Below are 15888 nucleotides of genomic sequence, written 5' to 3'. Positions count from 1 at the left end.
TTATCGAGAAGATGAGGAAAGGAATAGTAAATGTGAAACAAGCAATGGAAATATACTTTACCAAATTACTAAAAGAATGGAAAGCTTTTAACGGTACTTTGTCTATGACTGAGTGGACGGAAGAAACAGAACAGTTTATTTTTGAAGGTGAAAAAGATGAAGGGGGCTATATAGTTTAGAAATATTTGAAAAAAGAGGTGGACAATAATTTTGAAGATGTAGAAAAGGAACTTAACGTTCAGCTGCATCCCGATATTAAGGCTTATTTTAATTCCTACTGGTTTTTAGAACTGGCTGGAACCTACAACGGATATGACTTAGTATTAAATTCTGTTGTACCGGGGATAGAATTGCAAGACTTCAAACAAGAAACAAAGCTTTATAAAGCAGCTCATCATCAGCTTGTGAACATTCCTATAGGAATAGAATCTAACGGTTTGTTGTTAGTAGTAGACAATGAAAGTGGAGAGGTAAAGCTAGAAGATTATGAAAGAAAATCTTTTGAAAGGATTAGCGAAAATCTCTCGGGATTGATTAGGGGTTTATAATACAAGGCTTCATTCGGAAAAAAGAAAGAATCACAATTTGGAAAGGCGGCTCCATAAGTAATGAATAATGGTGGTAAGTTTAATACTCTAGTAGAAGAGGTCATTGAGCTATCAAAAAATTATGGCCAGGTTTCTCTAGAAAAAGAAGATGTAGATAAAATACAAGTAATATACGATTATGGTAAGGCTGAATATCTTGCATATGAAGAAGTATATGGTGAAGAAGAATACAGTTGGAAAGACATTAGAGAATTAAAAATGAGTGACGTATGGGAGCGATATTATGATTTAACGGACGCTGAAAAACCTCGTGAGTTAGAAGGAATAGTAGAAGTTATAGCTGAAAACTTACGACAGAGCCTACAAGATTATGATGCCTTTTTTGAAGACATCGTAGCAGATTTAAACAATTGTGCAATTAGTAGAGCGGTTAATGGTACTAAAAATAACTTCTTTGAAAGCATATTTAAATTACATAGATCCGGGTATTTGCCTTGTGGATGGTGTGGGGATTATCCAGATGGTGGAATTGTTGCATATAGAGGGTGACTTCAATGGCATCATGGAAGAATTAGAGGATGTTAGTGATGCTTTTGCTTTGTCTGATGAGGATTAAGTTAAGCAATGTGTAATGAGTGTACGTATGTGTAAGTTATAAAGGAGAGGAAATGATGAGATACGACTTTGTCACGAATCAAAAAGATAATCAATTTTATTCCGTATGTGAAAGTGATATTGAAGGAGTAGAAGGAACGTTAGGCTTAAAGCTTCCTTTTGAGTTAAGGAAGTTTTTTTTAGAGGTGGGTTATGGTTTTCTCCAGGGATCTGAATATAATATAAACCGCATTATGGGCCCTTCTTCCATCAGAGACGCTAGATTAAAAGTAAACGATTTCGAATTTTACCCTGATATCGAACTTTACGAAGAGCTGGAAGAGGGCAAATTGTTATTTTTTGAAGCCAACGAAAGTGCGCTGCTGCTGATAGAAATAAGTCAGGAGCAGCATAATGCGATTTATTACGATGATATAAAGATCGCCGATTCCTTAGAAGAGTTTTTAGAGAAGGTGATGGAGGATGATAATTACTATATTGATCTAGCAGGATACGATATCTGAGTAATAGATAAAATGAAGAACCTGACAAAACCGTTGGCTAAGCTTTAACCAATGTTTTTTTAGGCAAATACAATTAAGAAGGTTCATTTTCGGAAAGACGAATCATTCATTTCAAGAATATAAATTGTCCTATACTCAAATAAAAAAATCCGTGATGTAGCGCGTTTAAATAATTTAACGGAAAATAAAAGTACTTCAATTTATATAGTTTACAACCCCGTCAGGAAAAATTTAATCGACAGCAAAGATTTGTTCAACTGAAAACTTATCTACAACAAGAGAGTTGATGCATCGAAAATAAATTAGTATTCTGTCCAGAACCCCTCCAGTAAGTTTTCTACTCTCTATTTCTCCCCTTTAAACTGTGTGTCTTTTTTGAAGAAAATTCATAGGATATAGCATCTTATCTGTATTAAGAAAGGGGTTATATCGTGGAGGAAACAAAGCTTACTGGACGAATCGTTACACCTGATGATGCGGAATATGAACAGGCTAGAACAAATAATAATTTAGGTGTGCCTAAATTTCCGAGAATAATTGTATTTTGTCAGAATACAAACGATGTAGTAAATGCATTGAAGTGGGTAAAGGAAAATCATGTCCCATTTCGAATAAGAAGCGGCAGGCATAGCTATGAAAATTTTTCACTAGTAAACGGTGGATTAGTGATTGATGTCAGTGAAATGGATGGAATCAAGATCGACAGTAAAAGCATGACAGCGAAAATAGAAGCAGGAGCTAATCTAGGGAAAGTATATAATGAATTATGGAAAAAAGGAACGACTATCCCTGCAGGTACGGAAAGCAGTGTTGGTCTTGTAGGCCTTGTGCTTGGCGGAGGAATTGGGATGTTATCAAGGTTGTTTGGGCTTACCTGTGATAATTTGCTTGAAGTTGAAATGGCCATAGTAAATGAACAAAGAGAAGTTGAACTCATTAAGGCAAATAAAAATCACAACAGTGATCTCTTTTGGGCTTGTTGCGGAGGCGGGGGTGGAAACTTTGGTATTGTTACGTCTCTTACCTTTAAGGTGCAGCCTATTTCAAAGGTGTCAATCTTTTCAATTACATGGGAATGGGAAGATTTCGAAGCTGCTTTTGATGCATGGCAGCACTGGGCCACAAATACCGATAAGCGCTTAACTTCGGAGATTGAGTTAAAATCGAAAGAAGCGAATCAGATTATTGCTCAAGGTGAATTCGTTGGTTCATCATTCAAGTTAAAGGAACTTCTGCAGCCTTTAATAGATGTTGGGTGTCCTAAAAAAGTAGTAATAAAGGAAGTTTCATATATTGAAGCTGTACAATTTTTTGACGATCCGAGCGGAAACCAACCCGCCCCTCGAAAAAGGTCAGGTTCTTTTCTTAATAAACCTTTTCCAAAAGAGGCCATTTTAACAATGAAGCATTTTTTAGAAAATGCTCCGAATGAAAAATCTAGTATTTGGCACCAGTCTCTTGGAGGAGCAGTGGAGGAAGTGGGCTCTAATGAAACGGCCTTCTATTATAGAGATGCTATTATCGCACAGGAGTACCTTGCTACATGGAGCCATCCTTCAGAAGAGCGAGCAAACATTCGCTGGATTGAAGAATTAAGAAATGCTTTATCGAGATATACAACTGGAGATTATGTGAACTGGCCGGACCGGTTCATCAGAGATTGGCCAACGGCGTATTATGGAGAGAATTTTAAAAAGCTTCGAGAAGTGAAACGAGCATATGACCCGTGCAATCTATTTCATTTCCCTCAGAGCATCCCGCCTTTTATTAACTGGTTTTAAAGAGCATCTTTCAAGTCGGGGAGCCAAATAATACCCACCTTAAATGAGGTGGTTTTTTGTGTACATTGCCTTTTCCTGAGAGCGTGAAAAAGGCAGCAAACAGTAGTAAGCGGTTATTTTATCATTGGAGGACTATATTATAAGAAAAAACATATATAAATTTCATAAACATTGACATTCCCTTCCAAACCGCATACAATAGCTACTAATAAAAGCACACAAATTCGTTGAAGAGAATCAGTACCCTGCAAGTTTGTTCCACAGAGAGCTGGTGATAGCTGAAAGCCGGTGTTCAAGCTGCAGGGGAATATCCTCTCTGAGAAGTCAAACTGAACTGTAAGTAAGTTTGAACGGTAGTCTACCGTTAAAAAGAACGCGTATGATTGTACGTTGCTGAGTGCTATTGATGAACGGATCAATAGAAGCCAGGGTGGTACCGCGGTTAAAACCCGTCCCTAGTCATAGGGACGGGTTTCTTTGTGTGCTTTTAACTTTAAAAGGAGTGGTATCACATGAAAGAAGTGAATGTAAGGGAGTCTTCGCAAGAGCGCGAACAGCGTATCCAGCAGCAGTGGCAAAAAGGAAATGTGTTTCAGCAGTCGGTTCAAAATCGAGAAGGGTATCCTTCGTTTGTATTTTATGAAGGGCCTCCAACAGCAAATGGTTTGCCTCACGTTGGGCACGCGCTAGGCCGGACGATTAAAGACGTGGTGGCTCGTTATAAGACGATGACAGGGCATCAAGTAATCAGAAAAGCAGGCTGGGATACGCACGGACTTCCGGTTGAGCTCGGTGTTGAAAAGCAGCTCGGAATTTCAGGAAAGCATGATATTGAAAAATACGGGGTAGAAGCTTTTATCAACAAGTGTAAGGAAAGTGTGTTTGTGTATGAAAAGCAGTGGCGCACGTTCACAGAGCAGCTTGGCTATTGGGTTGATATGGAAGACCCTTACATCACCTTGGAGAATTCATACATTGAAAGTGTATGGAACGTGCTTGGCACGATTCATGATAAAGGACTTCTTTATAAAGGCCACCGCGTATCACCTTACTGCCCGAGCTGTCAAACGTCGCTGAGTTCGCATGAAGTGGCGCAAGGGTATAAAGATGTAAAAGATTTAACGGTAACGGTCAAATTTAAAGTGAAAAACCGCGATAATGAGTATTTTTTGGGCTGGACGACAACGCCTTGGACGCTTCCATCAAACGTGGCGCTTGCGGTGCATGAAGAGATGAGCTACGTTCGCGCCGAGCAAGGCGACAGCGTGTATATAGTGGCAGAAGCGCTCGCAGACAAAGTGTTAAAAGGAGAATATAGCGTTTTATCTCATCATAAAGGAAATGAGTTAAAAGGAATGTCGTATGAGCCGCCGTTTAATTTTGTGAAAGTGGAAAAAGGGCATGAAGTGGTAACGGCTGATTATGTAACGGACCAAAGCGGAACGGGCGTTGTTCATTTAGCACCTGCTTACGGGGAAGATGATTACAGAGTTGTAAAAGAAAACGGCTTTTCATTTGTGAATGTTGTGGATGAAAAAGGCCAGTACACATCTGAAGTGCCGCCGTTTCAAGGACGTTTCGTGAAAGACTGCGACGTTGATATCGTACGTTATTTAGCGAATCAAGACGTGCTGTATCATAAAGAAAAGCATGAGCACAGCTATCCGTTTTGCTGGAGATGTGACTCGCCGCTTCTTTATTACGCAAATGAAAGCTGGTTTATCCAAACGACGGCGTTAAAAGAACAATTTTTGAAAAATAATGAAAGCGTGAAGTGGTACCCGGATCATATCAAGCACGGTCGCTTTGGCAAATTTTTGGAAAATATGGTGGACTGGAACATCAGCAGAAAGCGCTACTGGGGAACGCCGCTGAACGTATGGGAATGCGAAGGGTGTCAGCATCAAGTAGCGCCGAAAAGCATCAAAGAGCTTCAGAAACATGCGTCTCATTACGTTGATGACAGCATTGAACTTCATAAGCCGTATGTAGATGACGTGCAGCTAACGTGTCCGGTCTGCAGCGGAGAAATGAAGCGGACGCCGGAAGTGATTGACGTTTGGTTTGACAGCGGGTCGATGCCGTTTGCACAGTATCACTATCCGTTTGAAAACAGCGAACTGTTTCAAAAGCAGTTTCCAGCAGACGTTATCGCAGAAGGAATTGATCAAACGCGCGGCTGGTTTTACAGCTTGATGGCAGTTTCAACGCTCTTTACAGGAAAAGCACCGTATAAGCGCGTTTTGTCTCTTGGCCACGTCTTAGATGAAAACGGTCAAAAGATGTCTAAAAGTAAAGGAAATGCGCTAGACCCTGTTGATCTTATTCATACATTTGGTGCGGATGCGCTTAGATGGGCGCTTTTAGCAGACAGTGCACCTTGGAATCCGAAGAAATTTTCAGAGCGTGTCGTGCAAGAAGCGAAGTCAAAAGTCATTGATACACTTGTGAACGTGTACGGCTTTTACGTGCTGTACGCTAAGCTTGACGGCTATGATCCGGAGCAAACGTATGAATTAAAAAAAACAAAATTGGATGAATGGATTCTTTCACGTTTGCACAGCACGGTCAAGCGCGCAACAGTACATCTTGAAGATTACGGATTTACAAGCGCGGCTCGTGAAATCGCTGTATTCATTGAAGAGCTAAGCAACTGGTATGTGCGACGTTCCCGCGATCGTTTTTGGTCAGAAGGAATGGACGGCGAAAAAGCAGCAGCTTACGATACGCTTCATGAAGTACTAGTGACATTAAGTCAACTATTAGCACCGTTTACCCCGTTTGTTGCGGATGATGTTCATGAAAATCTGACAGGGAAAAGCGTTCATTTAGCAGACTATCCTGCATGTGATCAAACGAAAGTGAACGAAAAGCTGGAAAAAGAAATGGCAGCGGTGCTTCAAGTAGTGGAACTAGGCCGAAGCATCCGAAATACGCATTCGTTAAAAGTAAAGCAGCCTTTGCAGAGTCTTTCACTTGTGGTAACGGAAGAAGATGTAGAGTGGAAAGCATATCGTGATGTCATCAAAGATGAGCTTAATGTAAAGAACTTTAACGTGGAGCAAGACGACGACAAACTGGTTTCATACGTATTAAAACTGGATTTTAAACAGGCTGGACCAAAGTTTGGAAAACAGGTGAATGAGGTCAACCAAGCGCTGAAAAACCTTTCAGAAGAGAAAGGGAAAGAGTTTGTTGAACAAGGCAAGCTAAGTGTTACGCTTGCTTCAGGAGAGAACCTAACGCTTGAAACGGAAGACGTACTTGTTGAAAAAGTGCCAAAAGAAGGTTTTGCAGTGGCATCAAACGGCATGTATACTGCGGTGTTGGATACGGCGTTAACGGAAGAACTCGTGCAGGAAGGAGTCGCTCGTGAAGTAATTCGAGCGGTTCAAGATTATCGTAAAAAGCTGGATTTACCCGTGAATTCACGTATTAATTTAGAGCTTAGCGGAGACGAAGAAGTACAGAAAGCCGTGGCGAAGTTTGAAACGCTGCTTCAAGAAAATCTTTTGCTGCACAGTCTCAGTGTGAAAGAAACTATTAAAAACGGAGAGACGGTAAAAGTCGGAACAAAGCAAGTTGTGCTTCGCGTTTTAAATCAGAGCTGATAAAAAGCACTTACCTCATAGCGGGTAAGTGCTTTTTTACCTTTAATCAAACTGCCCGAGAACGTTCTTAAGACTCGGCCAAACGATTTCAAAAGGAGCCGCTAACACATGCTCTTTTCCGTTTTCATCTCTAAAGTGCTGCACAAAACGGTATTTTCCTATCTTGTAGTTAGGAGTTGCGATATCTAGTTTGAATGATTTCCCTGGCTTCAGCGTGATGGTTTTATCAGGGAACTCTAATCCGTTTAGCACAACTTCGTACCACTTTCCGTCTTTTAAGTGATCCGCCGTATTTTCATAAGGAATTGTTAAGGTATGCGTCGAATTGTTTTGGATAACAAAAAAGCCAAACTGCGTTTTATCGTACTTTTCGCTTACAGCAGATAGCGTAATGGTACCTCCGTCAGTGTTAATGGAGGAAGGAATGTGTTTTTCTTGTTTGGCTCCTAGTTCCATTTTTTGACCGTTATAATCGATATAGCCAAAAATACAAAACAAAATAATAAAAATGCCTAGTATTAGTAAAAGTGTTCGTACTATTTTCAAAAGCTTTGCACCACCTTTTTCACTCTTCCATTATACGGAAAGTCATCTATGAGAAATAGTATGATTTTACATTTTCTATATCACTTTTTTGAAAGGAATGATTGAAATGAGACAAATTATAGCCATGGGCGGCGGAGGTTTTTCGATGGAGCCGGATAATCTGCTGCTGGATCAATACATACTTCCACAAGCTCATACAGATGTGCCGAAAATCTGCTTTATCCCTACAGCAAGCGGAGATGCGGATAATTATATAAAAAGGTTTTATGAAGCGTTTGAGAAGTTGATATGCACACCGTCTCATTTATCGCTGTTTTCTCAAAATTTTATGAATTTAGAAGCATATGTGATGCAGCACGACATTTTGTATGTGGGCGGCGGTAATACAAGGAATATGCTTTCTTTATGGAAAGAGTGGGGACTTGATACAATTCTAAAAGAAGCTTATAAAAAAGGAATAATCTTAGCAGGAATAAGCGCAGGTTCGATTTGCTGGTTTGAAGAAGGCGTCACTGATTCAATGAACAACAACCTGTCTAAAATCGACTGTTTAGGTTTTTTAACCGGCAGCAACTGTCCTCATTACGACGGAGAAAGCAATCGAAGACCGTCGTATCATGAGTTAATGGCAAGCGGAGAAATGAAAGAAGGCTATGCTGTAGATGATGGAGTCGCGCTGCATTTTAAAGATGAAAAGCTATCGGTATCAGTTAGTTCAAGACCAACAGCAAAAGCGTATGCTGTTAATCGAAAAGCAAGTAAAGTCATTGAGCAGGAACTCCCGGTGACCTATTTGGGTGATGGCAAGCAATAAATGGCTGCTTTCCATGTTTCTCTGTATAAAATGGAGCTTATTCGTACATACATAAGCAGAGACTCTATATAGGAGGTTACTTCAGTGAGTTATGAACGATACTGGGGAAACATACATGAACAAAGCGATAAGCTGCAGGAGTTATTATCGTCGTATTGGCATCAGTATTCAGATTTCGGAAACTGGCAGTTTTGGGTGGTACTTGCTTCGCTCGTTCTTCCTCTTGTGTTGTTGTATTTTACCGTAGATTGGACGAGGATCTTTGAGGTGTTTTTCTTCGGTTACACAGTGCATATGCTCTGGGCATATATTGATATTGCACTTGGGAGAAGCGGTCATTTAAGGCACACGTTTTTCTTAACGCCGCTGCTTCCCAACGCAACGAATATTACCGCTTCTATTTTGCCAGTAGGCTTTCTGCTGCTTTATCAATATTGTACGAATCGGCAAAAGAATTTTTATCTGTATACGATTCTGCTGAGCGCTGTTTTTTCATTTGGGCTGGCGCCTCTTGAACACCATTTTAAATTTATTGATTCAGAAAAAGGAATGAGTTTGTTTTATATTTTTCTTATTGATATAGGAATAACGTTAGTGGCGTACTGGGTTACAAGGCTGCTTGTAAAAGCAAAAGCCGCAGCCTATCGTAAAGCGGAAAAAGAACGTTGAAAAAATGTTTCAAAATGAGTAGTTAAGGGTATACATACACTTAAGACAAATCGAGGTGAAAAAATTGTATTACTATCGCATTTCAGAAGGACAAGACGAAATGTACTCTGAGACAATTGTTGTCCATGAAGAACAGTTTGATCAAGGTACATTCGAAGAAATGGTAAAAGAAGCGATGGTCGATAAGCCCGGCAAAATCGACCAGGTGGACATTGTGAAATATTTAATTGGACATTATCATTTCCAAGTTGCATATATTGAAGCAGCCTTTCATAGCACGTATATAGAAGAACAATAATGTTATGTATTCGTTAAGAAACCCCGTTGCATTGGCAGCGGGGTTTTTTTGTTTCTACCAGTACCGATAGTGATAGGGGCTTTGAGGGTGATAGTAGGGATTCTGAGGCGAAGGATACGTATAAGGAGCCGTGTGATAGTAGGCTGGGCCAGCTTGTTTTTCCTTTTTATATTGTTCTTTTTCTCCGCATTCGTCCGTTGGTCCAATCACGATGGTTTGATTTTTTAACGGAGCCAGCGTTTTCTTTAGCTGCTCCGGGTCTAAGCAATACGTGTGAGCAAGGACTTCAATAGGCGTCTTATTTAAAATGTCCGATCCAAAAATGTATTCCGGGTAAGGGGCGTCAAAAATGGCAAGTAAATGCGTATTGTCTTCAGACGCAATCTCCCAGTGCCACCAGCCTTGAGGGATATTGGCTACTTGACCGGGAGTAATCGGAATATTTGTGACTTCGTTGTTAAATGGATTGATTAATGAAACGACGGCTGAGCCTGAAATACAGTAAACAAGCTCAGCGGCATTTTGATGATAGTGCGGTTCGACCACGCGGCTTTTGCTTAAATAAATATCGAGTAACGACACATTTCCTAATGTGTTGAGCACATCCCGACCTAATCGGTTAATGTAATTTTGATCGTTTCGCGTGTTAAGTCTGTTTTTATTCACATCAGAAAAGTATTGCACGTTTGGATTATTGTAATCCATATAAGACGTTGACAACAGTCTTCAGCTCCGATCCTTGAATTTTTTATGATGCTGTATCGTATGTGAAGCGTTGTATTTCGTGACAGAAGCCTAGGCGGAAATGTGGTAAGGGCCTCTTTTTGATGAGATGTACAATCATTTGTCCACTGATTTTCATACACTGTAACAGGTTCTTTTTTTATAGAGCCATGATCAATGTCAGACGCATACGACAGATCATTTTAAGGAAAGTGAGTTGCAGGGCTGTTGCTTGATCAATATGAAAAAATAACTAGTACGTATGAAAAGCTAGATGAACTTCAGCTGCCGTTTAATAGGCCCGTTTTAGTCGCGGTCGAGTGGAACGGAGTGCTGTTTGAGTTTTTAATAAGGCTGAAAAGAGAGTCTTCTCATTTGCTTGTGTTTGGCTCAGGAGGAGGGGCAAGTCAGGAAATGCCGGCAGGTCCTCCTTATTTTCAGCGCCATTCGTGGATGAATGAATTCCAAGATTCCATTATTTATTATAACGATCCTACGCTTTACTTAGGAAAGGTTTCGCTTGCGTGGGGACAAGGGACAAGCGACCGTTTTTATTTAAAAGACATTGCCGTTTTAATTGAAAAGTTCATGAAAAAAGTGCACGTGAATTCGTCCAATGTGCTGTTTTACGGATCATCAGGCGGCGGCTTTATGTCGATGTTTTTAGCGGGGTACGTAAAAGGAGCAAAAGCGCTTGTCAACAATCCGCAGACTTGCTTGACCAAGTGGCTGAAAACGCCGGTTCGGCAAGTGTTTAATTTATCTTATCCGAACTTGACAGAAGATGAAGTGATAGCCTTATACGGTGAGCGAATTAACGCAGTGAAGTTTTTTCGCCATATTAACTATGTGCCGAAGGTGTATTACTTGCAAAACGGGGCGTTTGAATACGATATGAACAATCACTTGCTGCCATTTTTAACGGATTTGCAGGATATGCCAGATGACTGTGAAATCAATAATATAAAAGTCGAGCTCTATTATAATCCAAAGCTGAAGCACGCGGCTGTTAGCAAGCAAGAAACGATTGATTATGTGAATATGGCAAAGAAAATATAATAAAAAAGGCAAGAGTTCAAGCTTAAAGGAACTCTTGCCTTTTTTATGTCGAATTTTCTAACTCAATAGATACAAGTAGGAAGTTATGTTGCTTTTTCTTTTGAATATGATAGTGAAGATGAGGTGTAAGGAGGGAAAGTATGGCCGATCAAGATGAGAGAAAAAGATACTTGATGGAAGTTCAGACCTGGCTTGAACAAGTATGTGATCCGGTATTTGAAGAAGCCATTACAGAAGTAGATATAACGTCATATATAACGCGCACGCAAGAAGACGTTCTTGAATATTTAAGTGAAGAAGATGTCAACGAATATACGTTAGAAGAAATCAATAATGCAGTGCGGCATATTGATAAAGTCTTAAAAGAGCGGCTCGGAGACGACGGCAGGGAGCGAGAATCGATAGCGCCAGGACAGCACGAGCTGCCGCCGCTTGGCTATAGCTATTCAGCTCTTGAACCGTATATTAACCGGGAAATTATGCGTCTTCATCACAGCAAGCACCATCAAAGCTATGTAGATGGATTAAATAAAGCAGAGCTCATGCTTCAGCAAGCCCGTAACACAAACAATTTTGACCTCATAAAACATTGGGAACGGGAAGCTTCTTTTCATGGCTCCGGTCATTACTTGCATACAATCTTTTGGGAAATTATGAGTCCAGAAGGAGGAGGGAGGCCGAGACGACAGCTGCTGCAGCAGCTTCAAAAAGACTTTGGCAGCTATGAGAAGTTTATGATGCACTTTTCTCAAGCTGCAAAAAAAGTAGAGGGTGTTGGCTGGGCTATCTTAGTATGGTCGCCGCGTTCGCGAAAGCTCGAAGTTCTGCAAGCTGAGCGCCATCAGCTTCTCACGCAGTGGGATACGATTCCGCTGCTCGTATTAGACGTATGGGAACACGCCTATTATTTGCAGTACAAAAATGAACGTGATCCGTACGTTGATAATTGGTGGAAAATAGTTTACTGGCCAAATGTAGAAAAAAGGTTCGAGGCAGCTAAAATGCTTCAGTGGCAGCCATATTAACAAGTAATGCAGGCATCTTAATTTCAAATAAAAAGGCTATGATAAAAGTATTTTAGTGGAAGAAAAATCCGAACGATGAATTGAGATTCTTGATAGAGAATCCAACTCGTTCGGATTTTTTATTGTTATGGCGGCCATATATGTATGCGTTTCTAGTTGTTGGTTGAAGAGCAAGACTCCAGTGGAAAGCGAAGTCTTGCTCTCCAACCAACGGTGTAAAAAGTGATTTATATTAAGCTCCTTTAACGCATTTATTAATTTTAAATAAACTATGTTCTAAATAACCAATATAAAACAAAGTATAAGCCTCTAGAACCAGTGAAATGTTACAAATGAAATAATCCATTATAAATGTGTGTAAAAGCACCGTCATATACCTAAATATGTATGTTTTTGAAGAGTAAAGGTGATTAATTTACTAGTTTAAAAGGAAGAATCTTTATTTTTACTGTAACTAAACTATCAAACTATTGACATGTTACTGAAATATAACTGTAATATTCATGTGTTATTTTTTATGTATTGGTAGATAAAGGGGAAATCAATTACATGAAAAAGACAATGATTACGTTCAGTTTAGTTCTAATGTCACTGTTCGGAGTGGCAAGTGGTGCATCAGCTGCAACAAATACATATACAGTAAAAAGCGGAGATTCGCTATACAAAATTGCAAAGACATATAAAGTATCGGTTAGTCAGCTGAAACAGTGGAATAACTTAAAGTCAGACAGCATTCATCCGAAACAAGTATTAAAAGTATCTCAAACAAAATCAAGCACGCCTGCTAAAGCAGCGCCTGCGAAGTCTTCAAACGTTGTGAAAGAATTTAAAGTAACAGCAACAGCGTATACAGCGAACTGCAAAGGCTGCAGCGGAAAAACAGCGATTGGAATTGACTTGAAAAAGAATCCAAATCAAAAAGTGATTTCTGTCGATCCAAAAGTGATTAAGCTTGGTTCAAAAGTATACGTAGAGGGTTACGGCACGGCAATCGCAGCTGATACGGGCGGTGCGATTAAAGGAAATAAAATTGACGTTCTTCTTCCTTCTCAAAAAGAAGCGTTAAAATGGGGAAGAAAAACAGTAAAAGTTCAAATCTTAAAATAAGTATTTCTTAAGGAAATGAGAGCCTTCGTTGAAGGGCTCTCATTTTTTTCTTCATTAAAGGGTATACTACTTTATATATACTGATGGAAAAGTTTTACGAAAATGATCATATTTGTTGACAAATATTTCGGAAACAGATATATTTATCCGGTATATAATTAAGTTCATTAAATATTCGTGACATAAATTAATAGAATGAACACATAAAATATATTCTTAACCTGGTTGTCATCTGAAGATTTACATACAGATAATTTTAAAGGGAAAGGTCTTGTTAAAATGAATACACAAACACAACAGTCCGATCAAGCCCGAACTCGGTCTATTTTTGGCGTAATGATAATGGGAGCGCTCGTCGCTTTTTTAAATCAAACGCTGATTAACATTGCGCTTCCGCAAATGATGGATCATTTCCATGTAACGGCGGCTACGGGTAACTGGTTAACAACCATCTTTATGTTAGTAAACGGAATTGTTATTCCAATTACAGCATTTTTAATGAATCGATTTACTACAAGGCAGCTGTATATTACAGCAATGGGGCTGTTTACAGTAGGAACACTGCTTTGCGGTATTGCACCGACATTTTCCGTTATTTTAGTGGGACGCGTCGTGCAAGCAGCAGGAGCAGGGATTTTATTTCCGTTAATTACCAACGTTATTTTTACATTATTCCCGCCTGACCGACGCGGCTTTGCGATGGGGATTTTTGGTGTAGCGATGAACTTCGCACCGGCAGTAGGGCCGACGCTTTCTGGTTTAATAGTTGAGCACTACTCATGGCGCGTTTTATTCTTTATGATGTTTCCAATTGCACTCATTAACGTAATTGCGGCTATTATTTTAGTGAAAAACGTGACGGAAACAAGCCGACCTAAGCTAGATGTGCTTGGCGTTATTTTGTCAACAGTTGGATTTGGCGGCTTGCTTTATGCGTTCGCTACGGGCGGTACAAAGGGCTGGACCAGCACTGAAGTATTAGCTATGTTCATTGTAGGCGGTATTTCAATTCTGTTCTTTATTTTCCGTCAGTTAAAAATCGATCAGCCGCTTCTTGAATTCCGTATTTTCCGTTACCGTATGTTCACTTTAACAACAATCATTAACGTGATTGTAACAATGGCAATGTTTTCAGGTATGATTTTAATGCCGATTTATATGCAAAACGTACGCGGTTTTTCACCGTTTCTTTCAGGCTTGCTGTTACTGCCAGGGGGAATTGTAATGGGGATTATGTCTCCGATTACAGGACGTCTGTTTGATAAGTTTGGAGCAAGATGGCTTGCTGTTATTGGTTTAGCGATTACCGTTGTGACAACATATGAACTAACAAAACTTGAAACAACAACAACATTTATGTATGTAATGATTGTTTATACTGTTCGTATGTTTGGTATGTCGCTGCTCATGATGCCAATATTTACAGCAGGATTAAATGAGCTTGCGCTTAGCTTAAATAAATACGGCACAGCGATGGTTAATACGCTGCGAATGGTTGCTGGAGCTGTAGGAATGGCGTTCTTTGTATCTATTATGATGAATCAAGGTGAAAAACACGTGAAAAACATCGTAACGAATCAGCAAATTTTGCCGGCAGATAAAGGCAGTATGGCTGAAGCTGTGAATCAAGGTACGGCAATGGGTATTAACGATGCGTTTATGATTGCAACGATTTTAAGTGTGATAGCGTTTGTTTTAGCCTTCTTTATTCGTAAAACATCACCAAAAGAAGATACCATTACAAATCGTGTGAAAAAAGCAAGCTAATAAAAAATCCGTGCCTTTTGGTACGGATTTTTTTTATGAGTTAAATTTGTCTTTTTTATAGTCAATGTAAAGCGATCCGTCGGACTGGACCTCAGCGTAAAAGACGTCATCAATTGAGTTGACTCCCGCTTTTTCTAGCTGTTTATGCAGCCAATTATTATCTACATGCAGGTCCTTCAAGGCATCTTCATTCGCTTTTCCATCGTAAATAACGCCCGTTGAAGTGGGAAATAAAAGCGTTTTTGACCACGAGTTCGGCTTTTTATCTTGTTTTTGCATAACGGAAAGGTTTCCGTTGATTTCTAATATGGCGTATTCTACATCTTTTATGGAAAATACGTTTTGCTGCCTCAGCATGCCTAAAAGAGATTCAATATCTAGCCGGACTTGTTTTAATGCCTTTTCCATCACTTTCCCTTGCTTAATCACAATTTTAGGCTCACCGGTAATAAGATGGCGCGCTTTTTTCGATTTCATTCCAAGATAGCCCATAGCGATCGTTAAAAATGTCCATCCTAGCAGTGAATAAACTCCTTTATCAATCTCTACTCGCTTATCAGTGGAGAGGGAAGAAGCAATATTACCAATCGTAATCGCCGTAATAAACGTAAACACATTTAGCTGGCTGATTTCTGTTTTTCCCATGAGCCGCGTTAAAAGAAGCAGCACAAAAAATGAACAGGCGATTCGAAACGTCGATTCAGCATAGCCCATACATTTCACCCTTCCTTCATTTCATTGTTTTATGTTGTGAAAAAATAGAAATTTTATGCAGTTGAAAAGATAAATTCCATGCTTCTTTCCCACTAGCTTTTGCTTTTG

At 39.7% G+C, this 15888-nt stretch carries 16 protein-coding genes and 1 other annotated feature; of the genes, 13 read left to right on the top strand and 3 right to left on the bottom strand.

Annotated features, from left to right (window positions below; genetic code table 11):
- Positions 1 to 32: 32 nt before the first annotated feature.
- The 6 genes from BG04_RS31515 (at position 33) to ileS (ending at position 7058) form a co-directional block, all read left to right on the top strand.
- A complete protein-coding gene (locus BG04_RS31515) occupies positions 33 to 179 on the top strand; it encodes a hypothetical protein (RefSeq protein ID WP_230586546.1) in 147 nt (48 codons plus the stop codon).
- Positions 180 to 185: 6 nt separating this feature from the next.
- Positions 186 to 548: a SecY-interacting protein Syd gene (locus BG04_RS25590; protein WP_234943169.1), complete on the top strand. Its 363-nt coding sequence runs from the start codon at positions 186 to 188 to the stop codon at positions 546 to 548.
- Between the two features lie 60 nt (positions 549 to 608).
- Positions 609 to 1097, top strand: a complete 489-nt coding sequence (locus BG04_RS25585) for a hypothetical protein (protein ID WP_034651321.1) — start codon at positions 609 to 611, stop codon at positions 1095 to 1097.
- 122 nt (positions 1098 to 1219) lie between these two features.
- A complete protein-coding gene (locus BG04_RS25580) occupies positions 1220 to 1666 on the top strand; it encodes an SMI1/KNR4 family protein (RefSeq protein ID WP_034651324.1) in 447 nt (148 codons plus the stop codon).
- Between the two features lie 431 nt (positions 1667 to 2097).
- The gene (locus BG04_RS25575) at positions 2098 to 3447 is read left to right on the top strand and encodes an FAD-binding oxidoreductase (RefSeq protein WP_034651327.1); all 1350 of its coding nucleotides are present in this window, start codon (positions 2098 to 2100) and stop codon (positions 3445 to 3447) included.
- A gap of 218 nt (positions 3448 to 3665) precedes the next feature.
- Positions 3666 to 3907, top strand: a binding site (T-box leader).
- Between the two features lie 52 nt (positions 3908 to 3959).
- A complete protein-coding gene (ileS, locus tag BG04_RS25570) occupies positions 3960 to 7058 on the top strand; it encodes an isoleucine--tRNA ligase (RefSeq protein WP_034651330.1) in 3099 nt (1032 codons plus the stop codon).
- Between the two features lie 42 nt (positions 7059 to 7100).
- Here the strand turns inward: ileS and BG04_RS25565 are convergent, their stop codons facing one another.
- The gene (locus BG04_RS25565; RefSeq protein ID WP_034651332.1) at positions 7101 to 7604 is read right to left on the bottom strand and encodes an immunoglobulin-like domain-containing protein; all 504 of its coding nucleotides are present in this window, start codon (positions 7602 to 7604) and stop codon (positions 7101 to 7103) included.
- A 106-nt stretch (positions 7605 to 7710) separates the two neighbouring features.
- Here BG04_RS25565 and BG04_RS25560 point away from each other — a divergent pair, with 106 nt between their 5' ends.
- From BG04_RS25560 to BG04_RS25550, 3 genes are all read left to right on the top strand, one after another.
- The gene (locus tag BG04_RS25560; RefSeq protein WP_034651336.1) at positions 7711 to 8418 is read left to right on the top strand and encodes a Type 1 glutamine amidotransferase-like domain-containing protein; all 708 of its coding nucleotides are present in this window, start codon (positions 7711 to 7713) and stop codon (positions 8416 to 8418) included.
- Positions 8419 to 8502: 84 nt separating this feature from the next.
- Complete coding sequence (locus BG04_RS25555) at positions 8503 to 9087, top strand: hypothetical protein (protein WP_034651339.1); 585 nt, start codon at positions 8503 to 8505, stop codon at positions 9085 to 9087.
- A 64-nt stretch (positions 9088 to 9151) separates the two neighbouring features.
- Positions 9152 to 9385 (top strand): hypothetical protein, encoded by a 234-nt coding sequence (locus BG04_RS25550; RefSeq protein ID WP_013057425.1) that lies wholly within the window; start codon positions 9152 to 9154, stop codon positions 9383 to 9385.
- 54 nt (positions 9386 to 9439) lie between these two features.
- On the opposite strand, the gene BG04_RS25545 is transcribed toward BG04_RS25550, so the two are convergent.
- Entirely contained in the window at positions 9440 to 10105 is a 666-nt protein-coding gene (locus BG04_RS25545) for a cupin domain-containing protein (RefSeq protein ID WP_034651341.1), read from the bottom strand.
- Between the two features lie 231 nt (positions 10106 to 10336).
- Here BG04_RS25545 and BG04_RS25540 point away from each other — a divergent pair, with 231 nt between their 5' ends.
- From BG04_RS25540 to BG04_RS25525, 4 genes are all read left to right on the top strand, one after another.
- The gene (locus BG04_RS25540; RefSeq protein WP_034651343.1) at positions 10337 to 11167 is read left to right on the top strand and encodes a hypothetical protein; all 831 of its coding nucleotides are present in this window, start codon (positions 10337 to 10339) and stop codon (positions 11165 to 11167) included.
- Positions 11168 to 11307: 140 nt separating this feature from the next.
- Positions 11308 to 12192, top strand: a complete 885-nt coding sequence (locus BG04_RS25535) for a superoxide dismutase (RefSeq protein WP_034651345.1) — start codon at positions 11308 to 11310, stop codon at positions 12190 to 12192.
- Positions 12193 to 12741: 549 nt separating this feature from the next.
- Positions 12742 to 13299, top strand: coding sequence for a 3D domain-containing protein (locus BG04_RS25530; protein ID WP_013083505.1), 558 nt, complete (start codon positions 12742 to 12744; stop codon positions 13297 to 13299).
- Between the two features lie 279 nt (positions 13300 to 13578).
- The gene (locus BG04_RS25525) at positions 13579 to 15066 is read left to right on the top strand and encodes a DHA2 family efflux MFS transporter permease subunit (RefSeq protein ID WP_034655116.1); all 1488 of its coding nucleotides are present in this window, start codon (positions 13579 to 13581) and stop codon (positions 15064 to 15066) included.
- Positions 15067 to 15099: 33 nt separating this feature from the next.
- Here the strand turns inward: BG04_RS25525 and BG04_RS25520 are convergent, their stop codons facing one another.
- Complete coding sequence (locus BG04_RS25520) at positions 15100 to 15780, bottom strand: DUF421 domain-containing protein (RefSeq protein ID WP_028408225.1); 681 nt, start codon at positions 15778 to 15780, stop codon at positions 15100 to 15102.
- Between the last annotated feature and the right edge of the window lie 108 nt (positions 15781 to 15888).

Source organism: Priestia megaterium NBRC 15308 = ATCC 14581 (assembly GCF_000832985.1).
Taxonomy (GTDB): Bacteria; Bacillota; Bacilli; order Bacillales; family Bacillaceae_H; genus Priestia; species Priestia megaterium.
The sequence above is the reverse complement of the archived record's forward strand: the minus strand, read 5'-3'. Positions and strand labels throughout refer to the sequence as shown.